The following is a 21,546-nucleotide window of genomic DNA, read 5'->3' on the forward strand; positions in this document are numbered from 1 at the left end:
CTTAAGTTAGTCCGCCATGCCTTAATAGGGCATCAATGCTGGGTTCTCTACCCCTAAAGGCCTTGAATGATTCGGCGGCCGGACGACTTCCGCCCACTTCCAAAATTTCCGTGCAATAGCGTGTGCCGGTTTCTTCATCGAGCACGCTTCCAGTCAGTTTCGCAGCCTCTTCAAAAGCAGAGTAAACATCAGCGGATAACACTTCCGCCCACTTGTAGCTGTAATAGCCTGCCGCATAGCCGCCTGCAAAAATATGGCTAAAGGTGTTGATCCAACGGGAGATTGCTGGCTGTGGAATGACGTTAAATTGATCGGCAATGACTCTCGATTCCTCCAGAACTGCCTGGCCCTTGGCATTCTTCGCATCAAAACTAGCATGCAGCCGCCAGTCGGTTAATGACATGACTATTTGGCGCAAGGTCATATAACCATTCTGGAAATTTTTAGCGGCTAAGATTTTTTCAAAGAGTTCTCGTGGCAGCGGTTTACCTGTTTCCGCATGCGCTGTCATTTTTTCGAGCACCTCCCATTCCCAGCAGAAGTTTTCCATAAACTGGCTAGGTAATTCAACTGCATCCCACTCAACACCATTGATGCCGGAAACTCCCAGCGCGCTGACTTGGGTTAATAAGTGATGCAATCCATGACCGCTCTCATGGAATAGGGTGATGACATCATTGTGGGTAATGGTTGGTTGACGCAAGACGCCGTCTACCTTCACTGGCGGGGCAAAATTACAAACGAGGTGCGCCACAGGAATTTGAATCTCTCCATTTGGCAATACTCTGCGACCACGCGCATCATCCATCCAGGCGCCACCGCGCTTACCAGGGCGAGCGTAGGGATCCAAGTAGAAATACGCCACGAGATCGCCTTTGGCATTCTTTACGGAAAATGATTGCACGTCCGCATGCCAGGTTGGCAAATTGGCAGATTCAATCTTCACCCCAAATAAGGTCTGAATGACTTGAAAGAGTCCATCTAACACCTTGGGCAAAGAAAAATATTGTTTTAATTCATTTTCGGAGAACGAGTAGCGCTCTTGTTTTAATCGTTCCGATGCAAATGCGATATCCCAAGGCTCCAATCCATCGACGATTGCAAGTTTAATGTTGGCAAATTCTGAAAGTTCTTGCCAATCTTTCATGGCAAATGGTTTCGCTGTCTTGGCGAAATTCGTGAGGAAGGAATCAACTTCTGCAACACTGCTAGCCATTTTGAGTGCCAGGCTAAGGGCGGCATAATTTTTATACCCCAGCATGCGCGCTTCTTCATCACGAAGTCGTAATTGATCGAGCATATTTTGTGTGTTATCCCAATCTAATTTACCTTTGCCGTACTGTGGCGCCAGTTCAGAAGCACGAGTGACATAAGCCTCATACATTAGACGCCGTAGCGCGCGATTTTCCGCATACTGCATAATGGGGTAATAAGAGGGGAAGTGCAAAGTGAAAGCCCAGCCCTGCAATGCTTTCTGCTGAGCGGTACCTGCCGCTGCGGCAATGGCATCCTCTGGTAATCCCGCCAGCTCAACTAGGTCAGTCACAAGATGAACGAAGCCATCGGTTGCATCTAATACGTGATCTGAAAATGCTTTGCCTAGGGTTGCTTGCTCATCTTGGATTTGTGCAAAGCGTGGTTTGTCTTCATCGTTCAATTCTGCGCCGCCCAAACGAAAATCTCGCAAAGAGTTTTCAATCACTTTTTTCTGCGCTGCGCTGAGCTTTCCAAAGTCTGGGGTTTTACTTAGGTCTTTAAATTTCTGGTAGAGCTCTAAATTTTGACCAAGACTAGAAAAGAAGGCGGTGACTTTAGGTAGCATCTCTCCGTAAGCGGCACGTAACTCAGGTGTGTCGACAACACTATTGAGGTGTGAGATCACACCCCAGGATCTGCCTAAAGCCTCAGTGGCATCTTCCAGAGGTTCGGCCAGCGTATCCCAGGTTGGTTCTGTATTGGGATTCACTGCGACATCAACCGCATCTTGCGCTTGCCTTAATAAATACTCGATCGCCGGGGCAATATGCTCTGGCTTAACTTCAGAGTATGTAGCAACCCCCCGCCAAAAGGTGAGCAGGGGATTATGTTTTAAGTTTGAAGGATGGGTGGAGCCGTGAGATGCGCTTGAGGATGCAATCATCCCTCTAGCTTAATGGACTAGCAGCAATTTTGCCAAATCCCCAGTCAATTCCCCAGTCAATTTCTCAGTGCGCGTATTGGTTAATGCTTTACTGCCTTTTCAGCGGCCTCTAATGTATTCATCAGCAGCATAGTGATAGTCATAGGGCCGACACCGCCGGGAACCGGGGTAATCCAGCCCGCTACGTACTTGGCAGTATCAAAATCGACATCGCCACAAAGTTTGCCATCAGGAAGTCGATTAATGCCAACATCAATCACTACGGCACCATTTTTTACCATGTCACCAGAGATCATCTTTGGTTTACCAGTGGCCACTACAAGGATATCGGCATCTTTAGTGTGGTGCGCTAGATCGCGAGTCTTGCTATTGCAGATGGTGATAGTCGCGCCGGCTTGCAATAGAAGCATGGCCATTGGCTTGCCCACAATATTAGAGGCGCCAACAATAACCGCGCGAGCGCAGCGAATAGGGTAGTCAATGCTTTCTAGAATCTTCATGCAGCCATAGGGTGTGCATGGTTTGAATTCTGGTTGACCAACCATCAGAGCACCGGCATTCGCAACGTGAAAACCATCTACATCTTTTTTTGGCGTAATCGCTTCTAGTACACGCTCGGAAGCGATATGTTCTGGCAAAGGGAGTTGCACTAAGATGCCATGAATCGCAGGATCCGCATTGAGGGTGGCGATACGAGCAATCAGTTCGTCTTCACCTAGCTCAGCGGAGTAGCGCTCTAAAACAGAATGAAAGCCCACATCTTCACAGGCCTTCACTTTATTGCGAACATATACCTGGCTAGCAGGATTATCTCCAACTACGATGACGGCTAAGCCTGGCCTCGTGCCTGTGGCAGTCACAATTGCGCCACGAGCCGCAATTTCTGTGCGAAGTTTTTTAGAAAGGGCGTTGCCGTCCAATAATTGCGCTGGCATCTAAACACTCCAGTGATTAATTAGGCTGAGGATCGGAGAAAGCGAAGCGGGGTAGGTCTGCAACGGTATTGACATTGAGCTTTTCCATGATGTTCGCGCGGTGCGCTTCAACCGTTTTAATGGAAATACCAAGATCATCGGCAATTTGTTTGTTCAAGCGACCGGCACGCTGTGCTCAAGAACTTGACGCTCACGACCTGTGAGTTTGCTCAGCAAGCCTTGAGTAATTTGTCGTTGACTTGCTTGTGAATAATCAATGCGCGCTTTAGCTAGCATGCGATCCACTAATCCGCGGAGATCATTTTCTTTGAAAGGTTTTTCAATGAAGTGCACCGCGCCACGTTTCATAGTGGATACAGCCATAGACACATCGCCATGACCGGTAATGAAAGCAACTGGCATTGGTAACTTTTCGGCAGTTAAGCGCTCTTGCAATTCAAGGCCTGACATGCCGGGCATACGAACATCCAAGATGGCGCAAGAGATGGTGGACTTATCAGTGCTTTGCAAAGATTGCAAGAAACGTTCCGCACTTGCATGGCAGCGCACAACATAGCCATTGCTCTCTAAAAGCCAGGTAAGTGCATCTCTCACCGCTTCATCATCGTCAACTACATAGACAACTTCAGCTTGGTTCGGTTTTGCAGTAGCACTTAAGTTCATATCAGTTCTCGCGAGGTAAACCTAAAAATTCGATGTTAAGTATTGGCCTTGGTTTCAGTGGATTCTAAGGGTAGAAGTATTGTAAAGGTGCAGCCAGCCAGCTTGGTCTGTTCTGCGTCGGTCACATTGGTGGCCCAGAGTCTGCCATGATGGGATGCGATGATAGAGCGACAAATATTCAGCCCCATGCCAATTCCATCCGATTTTGTGCTGAAAAATGGCTCAAACATGCGTTCTAGGACGTTTTCGGGGATTCCGCCCCCCGCATCTGTAACCTGAATTCTGAGCATGGCCGGGGAAATGCTGGTGTCTAAGTCCGCACTAATTTTTACTGCTGGAGCGGACCAGCGGGATGAGAGGGGATAAGCCTCGCGAACGCTATTTAAGGCGTTTTTCAGGAGATTAACGACTACCTGCAAGATTAAGACGGGGTCCAGATTTACTACCGGGAGATTGTCGGCAATTTCAGAGTTAATGCTTAATCTATGGCGATGGGCTTCAATTTCAACCAGACCTACTGCGTCATTAATGATTTCAGCGATGCAGGCCGCTTTGCGCTGTGGCTCACTGCATTTTACAAAACCTCGAATGCGTTGAATGATGGTTCCAGCGCGATGCGCTTGTTCGGAAGCCTTCTCTAGGGCCGGAAAAATTTCTTTGGTCATGGCGGGATCCAAATTGCCATCTAAGCGTTTTGCAACGCCCATGCAGTAGTTTGAGATCGAGTAGTTTGAGATCGCTGAGAGAGGTTGATTTAACTCGTGCGCCAGGGAGGAGGTCATCTCACCCATGGTGGTGAGGCGGCTCGTGAACTGAATGCGTTCTTGTTGTTGAAGCGCTAAGTCATCCACTTCTTTGCGTGCGGTAATGTCGGTGGCAATTAAGAGTTGTGCGAGGTGGCCATCTACCCAGGGTATGAAGCGTCGTCTCACTTCAAACCATTTATTGCTGTCATCACTTAATTGCACTTCTTCGGATTCGGGCTCTTGATATAAAAAAGAGGTTGGTATGCCAGGAGGAGATTCTTCGAGATCTTCGGCGATATCGCGCATTACCGTATCGCTTGAATCACCACCGGCTAATTGAAAGTGGCCTTTTGAATCATCTCCAAATCACTCTCGATAAAAGCAATTGGCAAACAATAGGGCACTTGTCTCTAATGAGACTACGGACACTGCCGCATCAAGACTTTCTAAAACGGTAGTAAAGCGTTCTTGTGATGCCGCCAATTCTTCACGAATCTTTTTTGGGCTCGGAAATATCAATTAAAGAGGTAACCCAGCCAGTCTGCTTCCCTTTTTCATTAATCAACGGAGCAATGAAGGTGCGCGTTTGAATTAGGGTTCCATCGCGCTTGAGTATCGCGCCTTCAATGCCGACTTTCATGCTGCCGCTGATATTTGATTGCAGCGCTCGATTCATCGTCTCTACAAGTTCATCTCTTCTGCTGTCGGGCCAGAACGGGCAGGGAGGGGTAAGCCCCATTAATTCTTCGGATGACCAACCCGTCATTTCGCAAAACGCGCGATTGACATAGGTATAATGCGCTTTTGCATATCGTGCGCACGAATTCCCACTGGTGTGGAGTTCTCCATCGCATTACGAAAGCTAGTTTCAGTTCTTAAGCTTGCTTCTGCCTCTTGGCGAACTTGCATTTGCTTGAGAACAGACCAGAGGCTCCAAATAACGAAAGCGCTCAACCCCAAGACAACGCCAATCAGCATCCTAAAGGTAAGGTTGGTGTGGAGGATAAGTATCAATACGCAAAGTAATGTTGGGGCTTAAAATCCCGATATCCAGACTAGTCTGATTGCTAAAGACTCAGTTCTTTTGTCTGAAGGAATCGCCAATACTTTTTCGTTGTCGGCAATGCGAGTGAATCCGTAGTAGGACTTCAGTTCGCCAGGGATGATGTCCAATATTCCTTGGGTGGTATAGAGCGCCGCTAAATAGTCAACGATCTCTCCGCTAACGATATTGGGCACCACTTGCCAAAAAACAATTTTTCTTTTCGTAAATATGGGGTCATTGTTCGGTAGATTTAATGAGATGAACTCACTAAAAGCTGCTCGATTGGTGGCTCTACTTAATTCAATTGTGGATGCAAGACTGGCATTAACAAGTTGATCATTGTGGGTTTTGCTGATCCAGTCTGTTTTGCTGGTTTCGGCCGGGGCTACCCATGGCCGCTGACTATGATTGTTGAGCCAAAGGATTCTGATAATTTCATGATTATTGGCTACCAGCTCTTCAGCTTGCTCTCTTGTGATTTGTTTTAACTTGACCTGATCTTCGCTAGCCGAAACTTCGAGATTAATCGTAGTTAATGCATCAAGATTGTTGGCAAAGCGCGATTGAATACGTTGTTTGGCAAATGAAAGTTCTCTGAATAACGCAGCTTCCTGCTGATTCTTTTCTTGTAAGTGCAGTGTGCCCAAAATAATGCCCATGACAGCCGTAAATAAAACAAGCGCTAGCAGGGGGTGTAAAAAAGCTTAAATCCGCGTATTTTGCGCAGCCATTTAAATGGTCTCAGGAAAAGGTTGGTTGGTGCGGGTCCTTTCATGAATACAAAGCATTTTGCCCTATCACCATTGCTAATAAGCGATTTCCGATCCTGGAAAAACCGTTCTTATTTTCAGCGTAATACAATACCACATTATGAGAAATATTATCATTATGTGGAAAATTGCTTGTTTACACCCATATACCTTCCTAGAATATTGTCTATAGAGTTAATGACAAAGTCAGCACTACTATTTATTGGAGACAAAAGATGGCAGCGGTTCCAGACCAAGTATTAGGTAAAAAAAATGCCCAGGACGCTGATCCAGGCGAGACTCAAGAATGGTTGCAAGCGCTCGATGGCGTGATTCGCAACGAAGGTCCTGAGAGGGCTGCCTATCTCATTGATCAGCAAATTTCTCATGCACGCGTCAATGGAGTGGTGCAACCTTTCCATGCGGAGACCCCTTATATCAATACCATTCCAGTTGAGAATCAAGCGCGCTTACCCGGCGATCAAAATGTAGAGCATCGCATTCGTTCTTATACTCGGTGGAACGCGATGGCGATGGTTCTGCGGGCCAATAAAGACACCAATGTTGGTGGTCATATTTCATCCTTCCAATCAGCGGCAACTTTGTACGACGTTGGCTTTAATCACTTTTGGCATGCACCGTCTCCAGAATATGGCGGAGATTTGATATTTGTACAGGGCCACTCCGCGCCGGGCGTTTATGCGCGTGCTTATATGTTGGGTCGCCTTGAAGAAGGCCAGCTGAACAACTTCCGCCAAGAAGTAGGGGGCAAAGGAATATCCAGCTATCCGCATCCTTGGTTGATGCCAGACTTCTGGCAGTTCCCAACGGTATCGATGGGATTAGGCCCAATCATGGCTATTTACCAGGCCCGCTTTATGAAGTACTTAACAGACCGTGGCTTCATTCAAGAGCAGGGTCGTAAGGTTTGGGCTTTCTTGGGCGATGGTGAAGCCGATGAGCCAGAGTCATTGGGTGCAATTGGTATTGCTGGCCGTGAAAAGTTGGACAACCTCATTTTTGTTATTAACTGCAACTTGCAGCGCTTAGATGGCCCAGTACGCGGTAACGGCAAAATTATCCAAGAGCTTGAGGGTGCGTTTCGTGGCGCCGGTTGGAATGTCATCAAAGTAGTGTGGGGCGGTCAATGGGATGCATTATTTGCTCGTGACAAAAAAGGCATTTTGATGCAACGCCTCGGTGAGATCGTTGACGGTCAATATCAGACGATGAAGTCTAAGAATGGCGCTTACGTTCGAGAGATTGTTTTCAATACTCCAGAATTAAAAGCCCTGGTAAGCGACTGGAGCGATGATGAGATTTGGCAGCTGAATCGTGGCGGCCATGATCCCCATAAAGTGTTCGCGGCCTTCCATGCTGCGGTCAACCATAAAGATCAGCCTACAGTGATCTTGGCTCACACCATTAAAGGTTACGGCATGGGCGGCTCTGGTGAAGCGATGAATATTGCCCACCAAGCGAAGAAGATGAATGCGGATGACGTGCGTCGTTTCCGCGACCGCTTTGAAATTCCTGTTAAGGATGAACAGTTGGATGAAATGCCTTTGGTGAAGTTTACTGAAGGTAGTCCTGAGTTGGAGTACATGAAGGCGCGCCGTCAAGAATTGGGTGGCTACTTGCCACAGCGTCGCACTAAAGCAGAAAGCTTGCCTGTACCAGCTTTAGATGTTTTTGCTCCTTTCCTTGAAGCAACCACAGAAGGTCGTGAGATTTCCACAACCATGGCATTCGTGCGTATGCTCAATACAGTAGTGCGCGATAAGGTCTTAGGTAAACGCGTAGTTCCGATTGTGCCGGACGAGTCTCGTACTTTTGGCATGGAAGGTATGTTCCGTCAATTAGGCATCTGGAATCAATTGGGTCAGCTGTATACGCCAGAAGATCATGATCAATTGATGTTCTACAAAGAGGATAAGATTGGTCAAATTCTGCAAGAGGGTATTAATGAAGCTGGCGGTATGTGCGACTGGATCGCCGCCGCGACTTCTTACTCAACACATGGTGTGCCGATGTTGCCTTTCTACATCTTCTACTCCATGTTTGGTTTCCAACGTATTGGCGACCTGGCATGGGCGGCGGGCGATATGCGTAGTCGTGGTTTCTTGCTGGGCGGTACCGCTGGTAGAACTACCTTGAACGGCGAAGGCTTGCAACACGAAGATGGTCACAGTCATTTGTGGAGTGGTGCAGTTCCAAACTGCATCAGTTATGACCCCACATTCTCATTTGAATTGGCGGTAGTGATTCAAGATGGTATGCGTCGCATGTTAGAGGTTCAAGAAGACGTTTACTACTATGTGACGTTGATGAATGAGAACTACGCTCATCCAGCCATGCCTAAGGGTGCTGAAAAAGACATCATCAAGGGTATGTACAAGCTGAAATCCGTTGGTGATGCTAATGCAAAACTGTGCGTGCAACTACTTGGTTCGGGGACTATTTTCCGTGAAGTGATTGAGGCTGCAGAAATTTTGCATAAAGACTGGGGCATTGCTTCTGACTTATGGGGTTGCTCAAGCTTTACCGAATTGGGGCGTGACTGGACTGCGGTACATCGTAGTAATCTCTTAAATCCAAGTGCGGCACCAGCCTTATCTCATGTTGAGAAGTGTTTAAAGGATACCGCTGGACCTGTGATTGCCGCAACTGACTATGTTCGTTTATTCGCTGAGCAAATTCGTCCAGCAATTCAGCATATGGGCCGTCGCTATGAAGTTCTTGGTACTGATGGCTTTGGTCGTTCTGATACCCGTGAAAAACTCCGTGACTTCTTTGAAGTAGATCGTCGTTGGGTTGTTTTGACTGCTTTGAGATCTTTGGTTGACTCTGGTCGGCTGGATCGTTCTAAGTTGGCAGAAGCGATTAAGAAATACGACATCGATACTACTAAACCAAACCCAATGACGGTTTGATAAGAGATAAAAACTATGAGTCAAATAATTGAAATCAAAGTCCCGGATATTGGCGATTACAAAGATGTTCCAGTGATTGAAGTCTTGGTGAAAGCTGGCGACAAAGTTGAGAAAGAACAATCTATCGTTGTATTAGAGTCTGATAAGGCGACTATGGATGTACCTTCCTCCCACTCTGGAATCGTCAAAGAAGTCAAAGTAAAGGTAGGCGATAACCTCTCCGAAGGCTCGGTGGTTCTTGTATTGGAAGGTGGAGCCTTTGGCGTATCTACGCCAGCAGCTAGCCCTTCAGTGTCTGCGGCTCCAGCAATGAAGGCGATTGAGCCGCCGATCGCAAGAGCCCCAGCACCACCGCCTATTAGCAATACGCCTCCGCCAGCAGATGCTGCTGTGAGCCATGCAAGCCCATCTGTGCGCAAGTTTGCACGCGAGCTTGGCGTAACGATTGCTCAGGTCAAAGGATCTGGTCTTAACGGTCGCATTACTCAGGAAGACGTTCAGGCATTTGTGAAGGCCGCAATGAGTGGTGGCGCTGGTAGTCCCGCGGCAACCTCTAGTGGCGGTAGTTTGGGTGGTCTTAATCTGATTCCTTGGCCGAAGGTGGACTTCACGAAGTTTGGCGAAATTGAGCGTCAGCCATTAAATCGTATTAAGAAGCTCACTGCGGCTAACTTGGGTCGTAACTGGGTGATGATTCCAGCAGTGACTTATCACGAAGATGCCGACATTACCGACTTGGAAGCATTCCGCGTTCTCACGAACAAAGAGAATGAGAAGAAGGGCGTCAAGATCACTATGTTGGCTTTCTTAATGAAGGCGGCAGTAGCGGCATTGAAAAAATACCCAGAGTTCAATAGTTCGTTGGATCGTGACGACCTGATATTGAAAAAATATTTTAATATCGGATTTGCGGCAGATACGCCAACTGGATTAGTTGTGCCGGTGATTAAAGATGCGGACAAGAAAGGCATTTTTGAGTTTGCTCAGGAAACTTCTGATTTAGCTGCGCTTGCGCGTGATGGCAAATTAAAGCCGGATCAAATGCAGGGCGCTAGCTTTACGATCTCATCTCTTGGCGGTATCGGTGGCACGTACTTCTCACCAATTGTGAATGCGCCTGAAGTAGCAATCTTGGGGGTGAGCAAGGCTGCTATGAAGCCGGTGTGGGATGGCAAGCAATTTGTGCCGCGCCTCATTTGCCCATTATCCCTATCCGCTGATCACCGCGTTATTGATGGTGCATTGGCTACCCGTTTCAATGTGTACATTGCTCAGCTATTGGCCGACTTCCGTCGTGCCAGTCTGTAAGGGGGATTTATGGCTAAGCAAACGATTCTCGTTCCGGATATTGGCGACTATTCCAATGTGCCAGTGATTGAAGTGCTGGTTAAGGTTGGTGATGTGATTGAAAAAGAGCAACCTTTGTTGGTTCTCGAATCCGATAAAGCAACCATGGAGGTGCTAGCCGATTCTGCGGGCACTGTTACTAGCATTGCAGTCAAGCTTGGAGATAAAGTCAGCAAGGGTTCTGTGATTGCGGAAATTGATGCGAGTGCTGCTGTACCTGCGGCTAAACCTGCTGCAACCCCCGCTCCCGTTGCATCAGCTCCAGCGCCAGCTGCGTCTGTGCCTGAACCCGTTGCAGCGCGGTACAGCGGTAATGTAGATCATGAATGCGAAGTGCTCGTTCTCGGTGCGGGTCCCGGTGGTTATAGCGCCGCGTTTCGTAGCGCTGATTTAGGAATGAATACGGTTTTAGTCGAGCGTTACCCAACTTTGGGTGGCGTTTGTTTAAACGTAGGCTGTATTCCGTCGAAAGCATTACTGCACACCACATCAGTGATGGATGAAGTAAAGACCATGGCTAAACATGGCATTACTTTTGGTGCGCCCAAGATTGAGATTGATCAATTGCGTGGCTATAAAGAATCCGTGATTGCTAAGTTGACTGGCGGCCTTGCGGGTATGGCTAAGGCACGCAAAGTAAAAGTGGTTCGTGGCTTAGGTAAGTTCTTAGACGCAAATCATGTCGAGGTTGAGTTAACCGGCGGCGCTGGTCAGGAGCTCACTGGTCAAAAAGAAGTGATACGCTTTCAGAAGGCGATTATTGCCGCTGGTAGCCAGCCAGTGAAATTGCCTTTCTTGCCTGAAGATCCGCGCATAGTAGATAGTACGGGCGCCTTACTGCTCAAGAGCATTCCAAAGCGTATGCTGGTCATCGGTGGCGGCATCATTGGCTTGGAGATGGGGACTGTTTACAGCACGCTAGGTTCACGCATTGATATTGCTGAAATGATGGATGGCCTCATGGCGGGCGCTGATCGTGACTTAGAAAAGGTCTGGGAGAAGTTCAATGCCGGACGTTTTGAAACAATCATGCTCAAAACTCGCGCTGCGAAAGCAGAAGTTAAGACTGATGGCATTCAAGTGAGTTTTGAGGGTGAAAACGCACCAGCTGAACCGCAAACTTACGATTTGGTTTTGGTTGCTGTAGGCCGCACTCCAAATGGCAAGAAGATTGATGCAGGTAATGCGGGCGTTCAAGTTGATGAGCGTGGCTTTATTCCGGTTGATAAACAAATGCGTACCAACGTCCCTCATATTTTTGCAATTGGCGACTTGGTTGGGCAGCCGATGTTGGCTCACAAAGCGGTACATGAAGGTCACGTTGCCGCTGAAGCTGCTGCCGGTGAAAAATCCTACTTTGATGCCAAGCAAATCCCATCTGTTGCCTACACTGATCCTGAAGTAGCTTGGGCTGGTTTGACGGAAGAGCAGTGCAAGGCCCAGGGCATTGCTTATGAGAAGTGTTTATTTCCATGGACTGCGAGTGGACGCGCAATTGCTAATGGACGCGATGAAGGTTTCACAAAACTCATTTTTGATGCGACAAGCCATCGCATTATTGGTGGCGGCATTGTTGGCACGCACGCTGGCGATTTAATTGGTGAAGTGTGTTTAGCAATTGAGATGGGCGCTGATGCGGTGGATATTGGTAAAACAATTCATCCCCATCCAACGCTTGGCGAATCAGTCGGCCTTGCTGCAGAGGCTGCACATGGTCATTGCACCGATTTGCCGCCAGTTAAAAAGAAATCGTAAATCCAAGGGGAGGGCGAACTAAGCCCAGATTTTGTTCCTTGTGCATTCTTGATTTGCAAAAGAAAAAGCCACGCGTAATAGGGTCTTTTGTATTGTTATGCACTTAATGCCTATAGGAATTGCTGCTTCTTAGCAGCTTTGCTTGCGGTGTCTGCGGCTTTTAAAACGGTGTCAGTAGCGCTATGAAGATTGGTTTGCGCAACTTAAACTGCATGCTTCACCGCTTTTGGACTAGTTTCAAATACATTGTTCGCGAATGCAATCGCCTGTTTCATGGCTTGTACAGCAGCATCAGATCCAACGGGCGCATTCTTAGTCCACTCCTCTACTAGGGAATTGATTTTCTTTGTGGCGGCTTGAAATTCTTTTTCGGCTGACTGGGTAAAGCTATTTTGAGTCTCGTGCGCCAATTCATATAAGTGGCGGCTATAAGCCATAATTTTTTCAGCCATTGGTTGTACAGCTTCTGGTTGATGGGCGAGTAATTGCTGAATATCTTTCACTTCCAATGCTTTCTTAGCGCTATTCATACTATCGCTCAAGCTTTGCTTAGCGATATGCATCTTGAGTTCAACTAATTTTTCAATGCTTTGCAATGCTTGATTGGTTAATCCGCTCAAGGTCTCTAAGTTTGCTTTTTGGGCTGCTGCAATTTGTTCTGGAGTTAAGTTCATTTCAGTTTCGATCTGTTTCTGGGTTCTGACCTTAGGTTTTCCTAGTGTACTCTCATTGCACCATTATATTGCATTTATGTTGCAATACAACATAAATCCTAAGACATGAAGATCAGTGTGGTATTTAATAAAAGCGCCTAAAATTAGGGGAGTCGCAAAAAATATTAATCTTTTCAGTAATTTACCAACGAAGCTTTCATTAGATAACGTCATTGCACCGATATTTGTACTTATTTGGAGTGCGGGATTTGTGATTGCGCGTTTAGCCATGCCCTATGTGGAGCCAGCCACCTTCTTATTTTGGCGATTTGCGGTGGTTCGAGCGGCTATGGCAGCGCTCAGCTTAGTGTGGAGAATGACCTGGCCTATCTGGGCTCAAATCAAGCATATTGCTGTTGCAGGTATCTTGCTTCAGTTTGGTTATTTGATGGGGGTATGGTTTGCTGTCAGGTTAGGTATGACAGTGGGATTGGTGGCCATTATTGTTGGACTTCAGCCGATTGTGACTGCCTGGTTTGCGGCCTGGATTTCCGAGAAGGTAACTCAACGCCAATGGATTGGCTTGGGCTTTGGTTTTGCTGGTGTTGCTTTAGTGGTCGCTGAAAAGATTGGTTTTGCGCATATTCCATTTGTGAGTTACGTGCTCGCTTTTATTGGGTTGCTGTCTATTACATTTGGAACTCTTTATCAAAAGAAATTCTGCCCTGTGTTTGATTTGCGCGCTGGTTCATCAATTCAGTTTGGCGTATCTGCCGTGCTTTGCTTTATTTGTATGTATGTATTTGAATCCGGGGAGATGATTTGGAATCTTTCCGTTATTGGCGCGTTGTTATGGGCAACCTTCCCCTTATCCATTGGATCTATCAGTTTGCTATTTATGATGATTCGCAAGGAGGCTGCTACCAAGGTCACCAGCTTGCTTTATTTGATGCCACCCACGACTGCCTTAATGGCCTGGTTAATGTTTGATGAGCCATTTACGTTGTTAATGGCCGTGGGATTATGTTTGACAATGACCGGTGTGGTGCTGGTAAATGCGCGTCAAACTAATACCGTGGCGACAATTGCAGAGTAGGTTATAAATTTAGTGGAATGAATTGCTAGAGTTGGGGCGTATAAAACCGCCTTGTCTTGGGAAATTAATTATCATTCCGTATGTTGAAAGTTTTGGAAGGTATTTTGGAATGCGTTTGAATCAATTTTGGCTCTGCATCTTGGCGGTATTGTTTGCGATTGGTGTCCTGGTGAATGCACCCGCTATTGCCGCCAGTAAAGATAAGCGGCAGACCAAAGCAAGCGCTAAAACAGCCACTAAGACGACTTCTAGATCGGTCAAGAAGCCTAAAACTGTTCGCGTAACTGTGACACGCTCAGCAGAGCCTGTTGTTCCAGCAAGACCTTCTCTTGCTACCGCATTGGGGTTGCGTGGTCAGCACGATGAGCTCAGCCTCAAATCCAGCGTGGCGATGGTAGTCAACCAAGATACGAAAGAGGTGTATTTTGAAAAGAATCCATCAGTGAGTTTGCCAATTGCATCGATTACCAAGTTGATGACCGCGATGGTTGTATTGGATTCCAAATTACCTCTAGATGAAACTTTGGTCATTAATGCGGATGATGTGCATATTTATCGCGCCTCACGTTTAGCTGGCGGTACGGTTTTAACTCGTGCAGAGGCTTTGCTTTTGGCGTTGATGTCCTCTGAGAACCGTGCGGCATATACCTTGGGAAGAAATTACCCAGGCGGTATTCCAGCGTTTGTGGATGCGATGAATCGTAAAGCAAAAGAGTTGGGTATGGACCATGCCCGTTTTGCGGACCCAACGGGTTTAATGAGCGAGAACGTGGCTTCCGCAGAAGACCTCACACGCATGTTGAACGCAGCATACCAATACAAAATGATTCGTGAGTTTTCAACTTGGCCAGATTTAACGATGGTGATCGCAAAGCGCCGACAAAAGTTTTTGAATACCAATCGCTTAGTCCGTTCTCGCGATATGAATATCGGTTTGCAAAAAACAGGATTCATTAATGCCGCTGGTAAATGTTTGGTGATGCAGGCGAGAGTGAATAACACCCCCTTATTGTTAGTCTTCCTGGACTCAGTAGGTACGCAATCGCGTTTTGCTGATGCCGTACGTGTACGAGATTGGTACGAGCGTATGCCTTCTAGCGGCGCTCACCCAATTCGTCGTTTGATGTAACTGAGGATTGGATGAAATTGCTGAGCCTGGCTCGGCAGACTTGGGTTTAAAGCCAATACCCTTGGAGATCTGTAAGGCGGTTTCTTGCAGGGCGCGTAGCTAATCCGCTTGAATACGGTCGGTTGGGGCGCTTAAAGAGAGTCCGGCGACCAATTTTCCGGTGTCATCCAGAATAGATTCGGCCAAGCAGCTTACGCCTAACTCCAATGCCTCATCATCACGTGCGCTACCCACTTTGCGAACATGATTGAGCTCGGTTTTTAGTTTTCCTAAGTCGGTAATGCTGTGGCGAGTATGTCCAGATAAGCCGGTGCGAGTGATATACGCGCGAACCTGACTGGGATCATCGCTCGCTAAAAAGAGTTTGCCAACAGACGTGAGATGCAGTGGGGCGAGACCGCCAATCGCACGGACTACCTGCATGCCGGAGCGTTCGCTATAGGCGCCGATCAACGTAGACGATTTCATCGCCTTGGCGCACGGAAAGATTCACGGTTTCGCCAGTGAGCTTATGCAAAGTGCGCATTGGTAATTGCGCAGTCTCACGCACCGACAATCGCGCTTTAACTAAGTTACCCAGTTCTAATAGCTTCAAATCTAGACGGTACGTGCCGCCGTCGCCACGCTCAACCAGTCTGCACGCAACCATATCGTTCAAAATGCGATGAGCGGTTGCGGGGTGTAATCCAGTAACTTCTGCGAGGTTCTTTAGGCTACTGGAGTCCTCTTGTTCGGCAAGAGCATCAAGTAAGTTCATCATGCGCTCCACCACCTGGATGGCGGTTTTCCCAACCTCACCGGTTGCCTTAGGAGTTTTGACAGTTTTGCTGGTATTGATGGGGCTTATTGTAGCGATTTCATGTGAAGTTGCATATTATGAAATCCTGTTTTATAGAATTCCACACAAATCAAATTCCCAAGTATTTCTTGGAGATGGGGCTCTAGGCCTGTCTTAGGGCGGTAGCACACTCATTGACAAGATCTGGGCCGCGATAGATCAAGCCGCTGTATAGCTGAATAAAGCTGGCGCCAGCCAAAAGCTTTTCGCGGGCATCGACGCCATTCAGAATGCCGCCTACGCCAATGATGGGGAGCTGATTGCCAAGTCGGGATTTTAAAGCTTTGATTACTAAATTGGATGCATTACGCACTGGGGCACCTGAAAGGCCGCCAGCTTCTTCGCCAAACTCCATTCCTTTCACGGCATCGCGAGAGATGGTGGTGTTCGTAGCAATTACGGCATCGATACCAAACGCGAGCAGAAGATCGGCAATTAAATTGATGTCGCTATGATCCAAGTCAGGGGCAATCTTTAAAAAGAGTGGCTTGCGTACACCATAGCGATCGCATAAACGCTTTCTAGCTTCATCCAGACTGCCCAATAATTCTCGTAGCATTTCTTCGCCTTGCAGAGCTCGTAGATTTTTGGTGTTCGGGGAGGAGATGTTGACAGTGATGTAGGTTGCGATTTCATAGACCGCTTCCATAGCGAGAATATAGTCGCGTGAAGCCTCTTCCATAGGGGTGCTGGCATTCTTGCCAATATTCAAACCTAGAACGCCACCGTTTTGCCAGAATTTAGAGCGACGAACTCGAGCGACAGAAGCCTCCACACCATCGTTATTAAATCCCATGCGATTAATGATGGCCTGCGCTTGCGGTAAACGAAACATCCGTGGCTTCGGATTGCCTGGTTGTGGTCGAGGCGTGACTGTGCCGATTTCCAAGAATCCAAATCCCAATCCAGCGAGCGCGTCAATATGTTTACCATCCTTATCTAACCCAGCAGCAAGGCCAACTGGATTCGGAAATTCAATGCCGCATAGCATTTTCGGATCGTTAATCGGTTTTGTAACCAAGTGCTCCAATAGTCCCCAGTGCTGCGCACGGTCTAGATTATTTAGGGTGAGGTTGTGGGCTGTCTCGGGGTCTATACAAAAAAGCCAAGGGCGTAGGAGGGAGTAACGATCGATCATAGGTTGATATTATGACCCAGAGAGTGTTTGCCAATGATCTTCAACCAAGCCTTCCATGGGTTGATATTTGATTTTGTATGACATCTTTTCACTTTCCTTGATGTAGTAACCAAGGTAGAGGTAGGGTAGACCTAAGATACGAGCTTGCTCTATCTGCCATAGAATGCTGTAACTGCCATAGCTTGCAACAGGATTTGAGGTGTCATAGAAGGTGTATACCGATGAGATGCCTTGTTCCAAAATATCAATCATGCTGACCATGCGCAATCGACCGGGATGCGAGTCTTGAGGCCCGTTTCGAAATTCCACAATGCGTGAGTTCACTCGGCTTTGCAATAAAAACTGCATGTACTGATCTTGGTCATCGCTATCCATATCCCCACCAGCATGACGCTCACTCTGATAGCGTTGATAGAGTTGGTAATGTTCTTCCAAGATTGAGAACAGAGACTTCAAGACCAGCATGTTTTTTCTGTGCACGCCTCTGGCTACATGAAGGAGTGAATTGATTCACCAAAATGCGTGTCGCGATACAGGCCCTGCATTCGTCACAATAAGGTCGATAGGTATATAAACCACTGCGTCTAAACCCCGCATTTAACAAATCGTTATACACATCCGTATGTATGAGGTGGGATGGAGTGGCTACTTGCGATCGAGCGGTCTTATTTGGTAAATAGCTGCAGGCATAAGGCGCAGTTGCATAGAACTGCAATGCGGTTAAGGGCAGTTCTTTTAGCTGCGTCATAACCAGTGATGCAAGATTGCTTTGTCAAAAGTCCAAGAGTTCTCAATCTTAGTTTGATTTAGGGAAATTTGCAGTTGTTCTAAAAATGCTTGCCGAGAAATGGGTGCCGCACCCAAGGAGAGTAGGTGGGCAGTTTCTTGTTGGCAATCGATCATATGGACATCATTGATTAGGCACCAGGCACTCAGAGCTGCTAGGGCGATTTTGGATGCATTCGTCTTGCGGCTAAACATGGATTCGCCAAAAACCATGCCACCAAAAGCAACGCAGTAGAGGCCGCCCATTAGCTGACTATCTTCTATAATAGCAATGCTGTTGGCATTTCCTTGTTCGTGAAGGGTGGTGTAAGCATCGATAATTTCATGGGTGATCCAGGTGCCATCTTGATCCTTGCGGGCACTAGTGGCGCATGAGCGGATGACCGCGCCAAAATCCACATCGACTTCTATTTGATTTCGGGTATTTTGACAAAAGCTTCGAATCGTTTTGCGCAAAGACTCACTGCATTTAAATGAAGCGGGTTTCAGCACCATTCTAGGGTCTGGTAACAACCATAAAACAGGTTGATTATCGGAGTACCACGGAAGAATTCCTTGTTGATAGGCGCGCGCCAGTTGCCCCGGATAAATCCGCTCACTCACTCCAACTAAGCCAGGCACGCTAGGGTCTGGATCTGGCTCGAGCAGGGGATTTGGAAAAGGGTCATGAGGCCCTAGCCAGGCAATCTGACCCATATAGACTTTTTAAATTATTTCGGAAGGCAATACATCGCGACTGCGAACATGACATTCTTTTCCAAGCTCCAGATTACCTGCGGCACGATCTGCAAAAAACCATTCTAAAGTTTGCTTTACAGTGGGAAAGGCTAAATCACCCCATGGAATCTCGCTCTCATGAAAGAGCGCAACTTCCAGGCTTTCTTCGCCCGCCGAGAACTCGGGCGTCTTCATTGTGGCTAAATAAAATAAATGGACTTGCTCTGCGTGAGGCACATTGAGTAAAGAGTAGAGCGGTCCAATTTCAACAATGGCACCCGCCTCTTCAAGTGTTTCGCGAGCTGCGCCATGGCTAGTGCTTTCGCCAAGCTCCATAAATCCTGCGGGAAGCGTCCAATACCCATGGCGAGGTTCTATTGCGCGACGACATAGCAGCACTTGCTTGCCATAAATGGGGATGCTGCCCACCACATTACGGGGATTTTGATAATGAATGTTGCCGCAGGATTCGCATACATGACGTTCGCGAGAATCATCCGCCGGAATTTTGATTGTCAATACAGAGGCGCAGTTGGAGCAATACTTCATACCGACTTTCTAAAAATGGGCTTTGATAGCGCCCTGCAGGGCATTGCTAAGCATAATCTCATCTGCCATTGAAACATCATTAATCGTCAGGTTGGCTTCGCGGGCATTTATGGCGGGGTCAGCAAGCAAGTCTGCGCGTATTACTCCGGGTCATAGGCCGGCTGAGACAGGCGGCGTAAGCCATTCAGGGCTACCTTGGGGTTTAACAAAAATGCTAGTTCTACCACCTTCGGTAACAAAGCCTTGCTCGTTACAAAAAAGAGCATCAAAACCGCCAAGCTTTACAGCCTCTTGCCATGCTTGATCATAGAGCGCGCGTTTGCTAATTTTGTGGCGCAATCAGGCGTTCATTGCCACATTACCCGAAAAGATATCCTTTGCCCAGAATATTTTTACGGGTTCGTTGACGACTTCAAGAGTGCCGGTCGTAACGGAGAGTGCTCCATCGGGTGCTAGATCTAACCTTAATCGACATAACACGTCTTTATCGAGAGTCTGACAGGCGCTCGCAATGACATTTTCAGCAATTTCCATATGAAAAGGAATTCTGATGGCTAATGCAGAAACATGCATGCGCTGGAAGTGGGCTTGCAATCGCTGGGGTTCGCTGTTTACTACTGCAATCGTTTCAAGCAGGCCCGTATTACTTGGAAGATTCATCAAAAAGGCGGATTTAATATGACATTCTTCCCGCTCTTGCTTGATGTTAGAGTCATTGGTAATACTCGTACCAACTCCAAGGGTGAAGCGAGATGCGTGAGATTTGTGATCTTGCTCAATTTCTACTGTGCGAATAGGAACGCTAAAAGTGAAGTTGCCGTTAGGATCAAGCCAACCTAGAGCGCCGCAATAGTAACCGCGATCTTCGGCCTCGAGTTCTTGAATAATTTCCATGCTGCGTTTTTTTGGTGCGCCAGTAGTGAAGCGCATTTTCATATAGACGGCTAGAGGGTGAGGCCGCGGTACTTTGCGCATCATCGAGCACAATCATCGCGGCTTCCCTATGCAGTCTGATTACTTCAGAATCGTTGCGGATTCGATTGTTACGGTTTTGCTTGGAACGTCAGCCATTCTACCCATGCGGGGTGCTGGGACTACCATAGTTGGTATTTTGCGGATTGCATCAATCGTTTGTGTACCAGAAATTACTTTGCCAAAAACGGTGTAACCATGACCCATTGCATTTGGATAATCTAAGCCAGCATTGTCCTTAATATTAATGAAGAACTGAGCAGTTGCGGAGTCTGGATCGGATGTGCGAGCCATTGCAATGGTGTGGGCATTATTTTTTAAGCCATTGTGCGCTTCGGATACTACTGGGGGATCGGTTGGTTTTTGAACGAGGTCAGCGGTAAAGCCACCACCCTGAATCATAAAGCCATCAATGACACGGTGAAAGACGGTGCCGTTATAAAAACCGCTTTTTACATAGTTTAAAAAGTTGGCAGTTGTCTTGGGCGCTTGCACATCATCTAGCTCCACAACAAAATTGCCCATAGTGGTTTTAAATTCCACCTGTGGGCCGGCGAATGCGGCCTGAGTGGCACAACAAGAAACGATAAAAATTAGGGCGGCAAATAGCTTACGCATTAAAACTCCTTAAACAAGATAAAAACGACTTAACTGATTGTATTGCTCAATGTCACCAGGTGGCGATTTGCCGTCTTGGCCTAACTTAGACCATTAGGAACATGGCCGGCATAGGCATATGAAACTTCTTCAAACATGCTTGGTCTAGCAAGGTAGTCGAGAACCCAGTCAATCGTATCCACACCCCAAAAGCAGTGTTGGTTGACAACTAAGGCGGGTACACCAAAAGCGCCATCTACTTTAGCTTGATTGGTATTGGCAATAAGCTTGACTCTTACTGCTGGGCTTTCAGGTTTGGGTGTATCCGTGGGTAAGTTTAAGTCAGTACAAAATTCCGACCAAGAGAGGTTTGGGTCTTTGCCTTCCACCCAAATATAATCAAAAGCACGCTCAACCATTAGCCAGTCAGCATCTTTCGCTACCAAGAGACGTTGAGCTGCCACAGTCATAAATGGATGGTTCTCCGGAAAGCGAAAGGGGATTCCCAATTTTTCCGCTTGCCAGATGCAGAACTGATAAGTGTGTGGGCGTTTTGCCGCAACTTCACCAGGGCCTTTATTTTCAGTGACACGTAGAAGGCCGCCTAGTAGGAGGGGGGTGGGTTTAATCTCGAGTTTACTTGTAAGACTCTGTCTTTGTTTGACGTAAAGATAGGTAAAAGGCGAAACAATGTCGTCATAAAAAGTTGCCGATATTTTCGATTTCGTATCACCCATCTACTTTATCCTTCGCATGGT

The 21,546-nt window shown here is 47.3% G+C and carries 18 protein-coding genes and 3 pseudogenes; 5 read left to right on the top strand and 16 right to left on the bottom strand.

Annotated elements, in window-relative coordinates:
* Window position 1 precedes the first annotated feature (1 nt).
* The 6 genes and pseudogenes from DXE35_RS03485 to DXE35_RS09585 form a co-directional block, all read right to left on the bottom strand.
* Window positions 2-2,140: a M3 family metallopeptidase gene (locus DXE35_RS03485; protein ID WP_114689582.1), complete on the bottom strand. Its 2,139-nt coding sequence runs from the start codon at window positions 2,138-2,140 to the stop codon at window positions 2-4.
* Window positions 2,141-2,220: 80 nt separating this feature from the next.
* Complete coding sequence (gene folD, locus DXE35_RS03490) at window positions 2,221-3,075, bottom strand: bifunctional methylenetetrahydrofolate dehydrogenase/methenyltetrahydrofolate cyclohydrolase FolD (protein WP_114689583.1); 855 nt, start codon at window positions 3,073-3,075, stop codon at window positions 2,221-2,223.
* A gap of 16 nt (window positions 3,076-3,091) precedes the next feature.
* A pseudogene (locus DXE35_RS03495) lies at window positions 3,092-3,738 on the bottom strand (response regulator transcription factor).
* A gap of 35 nt (window positions 3,739-3,773) precedes the next feature.
* Window positions 3,774-4,790, bottom strand: coding sequence for a sensor histidine kinase (locus tag DXE35_RS09575; protein WP_197713952.1), 1,017 nt, complete (start codon window positions 4,788-4,790; stop codon window positions 3,774-3,776).
* A 181-nt stretch (window positions 4,791-4,971) separates the two neighbouring features.
* Window positions 4,972-5,250 carry a PAS domain S-box protein gene (locus DXE35_RS09580; protein WP_197713953.1) on the bottom strand — a complete coding sequence of 93 codons (279 nt, stop codon included), beginning with the start codon at window positions 5,248-5,250 and terminating at the stop codon, window positions 4,972-4,974.
* A 269-nt stretch (window positions 5,251-5,519) separates the two neighbouring features.
* Entirely contained in the window at window positions 5,520-6,188 is a 669-nt protein-coding gene (locus DXE35_RS09585; RefSeq protein WP_197713954.1) for a hypothetical protein, read from the bottom strand.
* A 326-nt stretch (window positions 6,189-6,514) separates the two neighbouring features.
* Here DXE35_RS09585 and aceE point away from each other — a divergent pair, with 326 nt between their 5' ends.
* From aceE to lpdA, 3 genes are read left to right on the top strand one after another with little or no spacing between them, the layout of a single operon-like run.
* On the top strand, window positions 6,515-9,211 hold the full coding sequence (gene aceE, locus DXE35_RS03505; RefSeq protein ID WP_114689584.1) for a pyruvate dehydrogenase (acetyl-transferring), homodimeric type: 2,697 nt from the start codon (window positions 6,515-6,517) through the stop codon (window positions 9,209-9,211).
* Window positions 9,212-9,226: 15 nt separating this feature from the next.
* On the top strand, window positions 9,227-10,519 hold the full coding sequence (aceF, locus tag DXE35_RS03510) for a dihydrolipoyllysine-residue acetyltransferase (protein ID WP_114689585.1): 1,293 nt from the start codon (window positions 9,227-9,229) through the stop codon (window positions 10,517-10,519).
* A 9-nt stretch (window positions 10,520-10,528) separates the two neighbouring features.
* Window positions 10,529-12,313 (top strand): dihydrolipoyl dehydrogenase, encoded by a 1,785-nt coding sequence (lpdA, locus tag DXE35_RS03515; RefSeq protein WP_114689586.1) that lies wholly within the window; start codon window positions 10,529-10,531, stop codon window positions 12,311-12,313.
* A gap of 203 nt (window positions 12,314-12,516) precedes the next feature.
* Here lpdA and DXE35_RS03520 read toward each other — a convergent pair whose 3' ends face one another.
* Window positions 12,517-12,987 (bottom strand): phasin family protein, encoded by a 471-nt coding sequence (locus tag DXE35_RS03520; protein WP_231969985.1) that lies wholly within the window; start codon window positions 12,985-12,987, stop codon window positions 12,517-12,519.
* Window positions 12,988-13,150: 163 nt separating this feature from the next.
* On the opposite strand from DXE35_RS03520, the gene DXE35_RS03525 reads away from it, so the two are divergent.
* Together DXE35_RS03525 and DXE35_RS03530 are read left to right on the top strand one after the other, a co-directional pair.
* Window positions 13,151-14,062: a DMT family transporter gene (locus DXE35_RS03525; RefSeq protein WP_114690366.1), complete on the top strand. Its 912-nt coding sequence runs from the start codon at window positions 13,151-13,153 to the stop codon at window positions 14,060-14,062.
* Between the two features lie 109 nt (window positions 14,063-14,171).
* Window positions 14,172-15,191: a serine hydrolase gene (locus DXE35_RS03530; protein ID WP_114689587.1), complete on the top strand. Its 1,020-nt coding sequence runs from the start codon at window positions 14,172-14,174 to the stop codon at window positions 15,189-15,191.
* A 21-nt stretch (window positions 15,192-15,212) separates the two neighbouring features.
* Here the strand turns inward: DXE35_RS03530 and DXE35_RS03535 are convergent.
* The 9 genes and pseudogenes from DXE35_RS03535 to DXE35_RS03570 form a co-directional block, all read right to left on the bottom strand.
* A pseudogene (locus DXE35_RS03535) lies at window positions 15,213-15,951 on the bottom strand (IclR family transcriptional regulator); the annotation flags it as partial.
* A gap of 181 nt (window positions 15,952-16,132) precedes the next feature.
* On the bottom strand, window positions 16,133-17,167 hold the full coding sequence (locus tag DXE35_RS03540) for a quinone-dependent dihydroorotate dehydrogenase (protein WP_114689588.1): 1,035 nt from the start codon (window positions 17,165-17,167) through the stop codon (window positions 16,133-16,135).
* Window positions 17,168-17,176: 9 nt separating this feature from the next.
* Window positions 17,177-17,915 (bottom strand): annotated as a pseudogene (locus tag DXE35_RS03545) (arginyltransferase).
* Window positions 17,912-18,649 carry a leucyl/phenylalanyl-tRNA--protein transferase gene (gene aat / locus DXE35_RS03550; protein WP_114689589.1) on the bottom strand — a complete coding sequence of 246 codons (738 nt, stop codon included), beginning with the start codon at window positions 18,647-18,649 and terminating at the stop codon, window positions 17,912-17,914. The pseudogene DXE35_RS03545 and the gene aat overlap by 4 nt, the downstream one beginning before the upstream one ends.
* 9 nt (window positions 18,650-18,658) lie before the next feature.
* Window positions 18,659-19,219: an NUDIX hydrolase gene (locus tag DXE35_RS03555; protein ID WP_114689590.1), complete on the bottom strand. Its 561-nt coding sequence runs from the start codon at window positions 19,217-19,219 to the stop codon at window positions 18,659-18,661.
* Window positions 19,220-19,369: 150 nt separating this feature from the next.
* Complete coding sequence (locus DXE35_RS09590) at window positions 19,370-19,558, bottom strand: aminotransferase class IV (RefSeq protein WP_197713955.1); 189 nt, start codon at window positions 19,556-19,558, stop codon at window positions 19,370-19,372.
* Window positions 19,559-20,155 (bottom strand): chorismate-binding protein, encoded by a 597-nt coding sequence (locus DXE35_RS09595; RefSeq protein ID WP_197713956.1) that lies wholly within the window; start codon window positions 20,153-20,155, stop codon window positions 19,559-19,561.
* A gap of 78 nt (window positions 20,156-20,233) precedes the next feature.
* The gene (locus DXE35_RS03565; RefSeq protein WP_114689591.1) at window positions 20,234-20,809 is read right to left on the bottom strand and encodes a peptidylprolyl isomerase; all 576 of its coding nucleotides are present in this window, start codon (window positions 20,807-20,809) and stop codon (window positions 20,234-20,236) included.
* Between the two features lie 80 nt (window positions 20,810-20,889).
* A complete protein-coding gene (locus tag DXE35_RS03570; RefSeq protein ID WP_114689592.1) occupies window positions 20,890-21,525 on the bottom strand; it encodes a 2-hydroxychromene-2-carboxylate isomerase in 636 nt (211 codons plus the stop codon).
* Between the last annotated feature and the right edge of the window lie 21 nt (window positions 21,526-21,546).

Source organism: Polynucleobacter necessarius (genome assembly GCF_900095215.1).
Taxonomy (GTDB): domain Bacteria; phylum Pseudomonadota; class Gammaproteobacteria; order Burkholderiales; family Burkholderiaceae; genus Polynucleobacter; species Polynucleobacter necessarius_H.

Bases quoted from the DNA above. Each gene is read 5' to 3' on its own strand.
- DXE35_RS03485 (WP_114689582.1), bottom strand. From the start codon at position 2,140: ATGATTGCATCCTCAAGCGCATCTCACGGCTCCACCCATCCTTCAAAC.
- folD (WP_114689583.1), bottom strand. From the start codon at position 3,075: ATGCCAGCGCAATTATTGGACGGCAACGCCCTTTCTAAAAAACTTCGC.
- DXE35_RS09575 (WP_197713952.1), bottom strand. From the start codon at position 4,790: ATGCGCGATATCGCCGAAGATCTCGAAGAATCTCCTCCTGGCATACCA.
- DXE35_RS09580 (WP_197713953.1), bottom strand. From the start codon at position 5,250: ATGACGGGTTGGTCATCCGAAGAATTAATGGGGCTTACCCCTCCCTGC.
- DXE35_RS09585 (WP_197713954.1), bottom strand. From the start codon at position 6,188: ATGGGCATTATTTTGGGCACACTGCACTTACAAGAAAAGAATCAGCAG.
- aceE (WP_114689584.1), top strand. From the start codon at position 6,515: ATGGCAGCGGTTCCAGACCAAGTATTAGGTAAAAAAAATGCCCAGGAC.
- aceF (WP_114689585.1), top strand. From the start codon at position 9,227: ATGAGTCAAATAATTGAAATCAAAGTCCCGGATATTGGCGATTACAAA.
- lpdA (WP_114689586.1), top strand. From the start codon at position 10,529: ATGGCTAAGCAAACGATTCTCGTTCCGGATATTGGCGACTATTCCAAT.
- DXE35_RS03520 (WP_231969985.1), bottom strand. From the start codon at position 12,987: ATGAACTTAACTCCAGAACAAATTGCAGCAGCCCAAAAAGCAAACTTA.
- DXE35_RS03530 (WP_114689587.1), top strand. From the start codon at position 14,172: ATGCGTTTGAATCAATTTTGGCTCTGCATCTTGGCGGTATTGTTTGCG.
- DXE35_RS03540 (WP_114689588.1), bottom strand. From the start codon at position 17,167: ATGATCGATCGTTACTCCCTCCTACGCCCTTGGCTTTTTTGTATAGAC.
- aat (WP_114689589.1), bottom strand. From the start codon at position 18,649: ATGGGTCAGATTGCCTGGCTAGGGCCTCATGACCCTTTTCCAAATCCC.
- DXE35_RS03555 (WP_114689590.1), bottom strand. From the start codon at position 19,219: ATGAAGTATTGCTCCAACTGCGCCTCTGTATTGACAATCAAAATTCCG.
- DXE35_RS09595 (WP_197713956.1), bottom strand. From the start codon at position 20,155: ATGAAAATGCGCTTCACTACTGGCGCACCAAAAAAACGCAGCATGGAA.
- DXE35_RS03565 (WP_114689591.1), bottom strand. From the start codon at position 20,809: ATGCGTAAGCTATTTGCCGCCCTAATTTTTATCGTTTCTTGTTGTGCC.
- DXE35_RS03570 (WP_114689592.1), bottom strand. From the start codon at position 21,525: ATGGGTGATACGAAATCGAAAATATCGGCAACTTTTTATGACGACATT.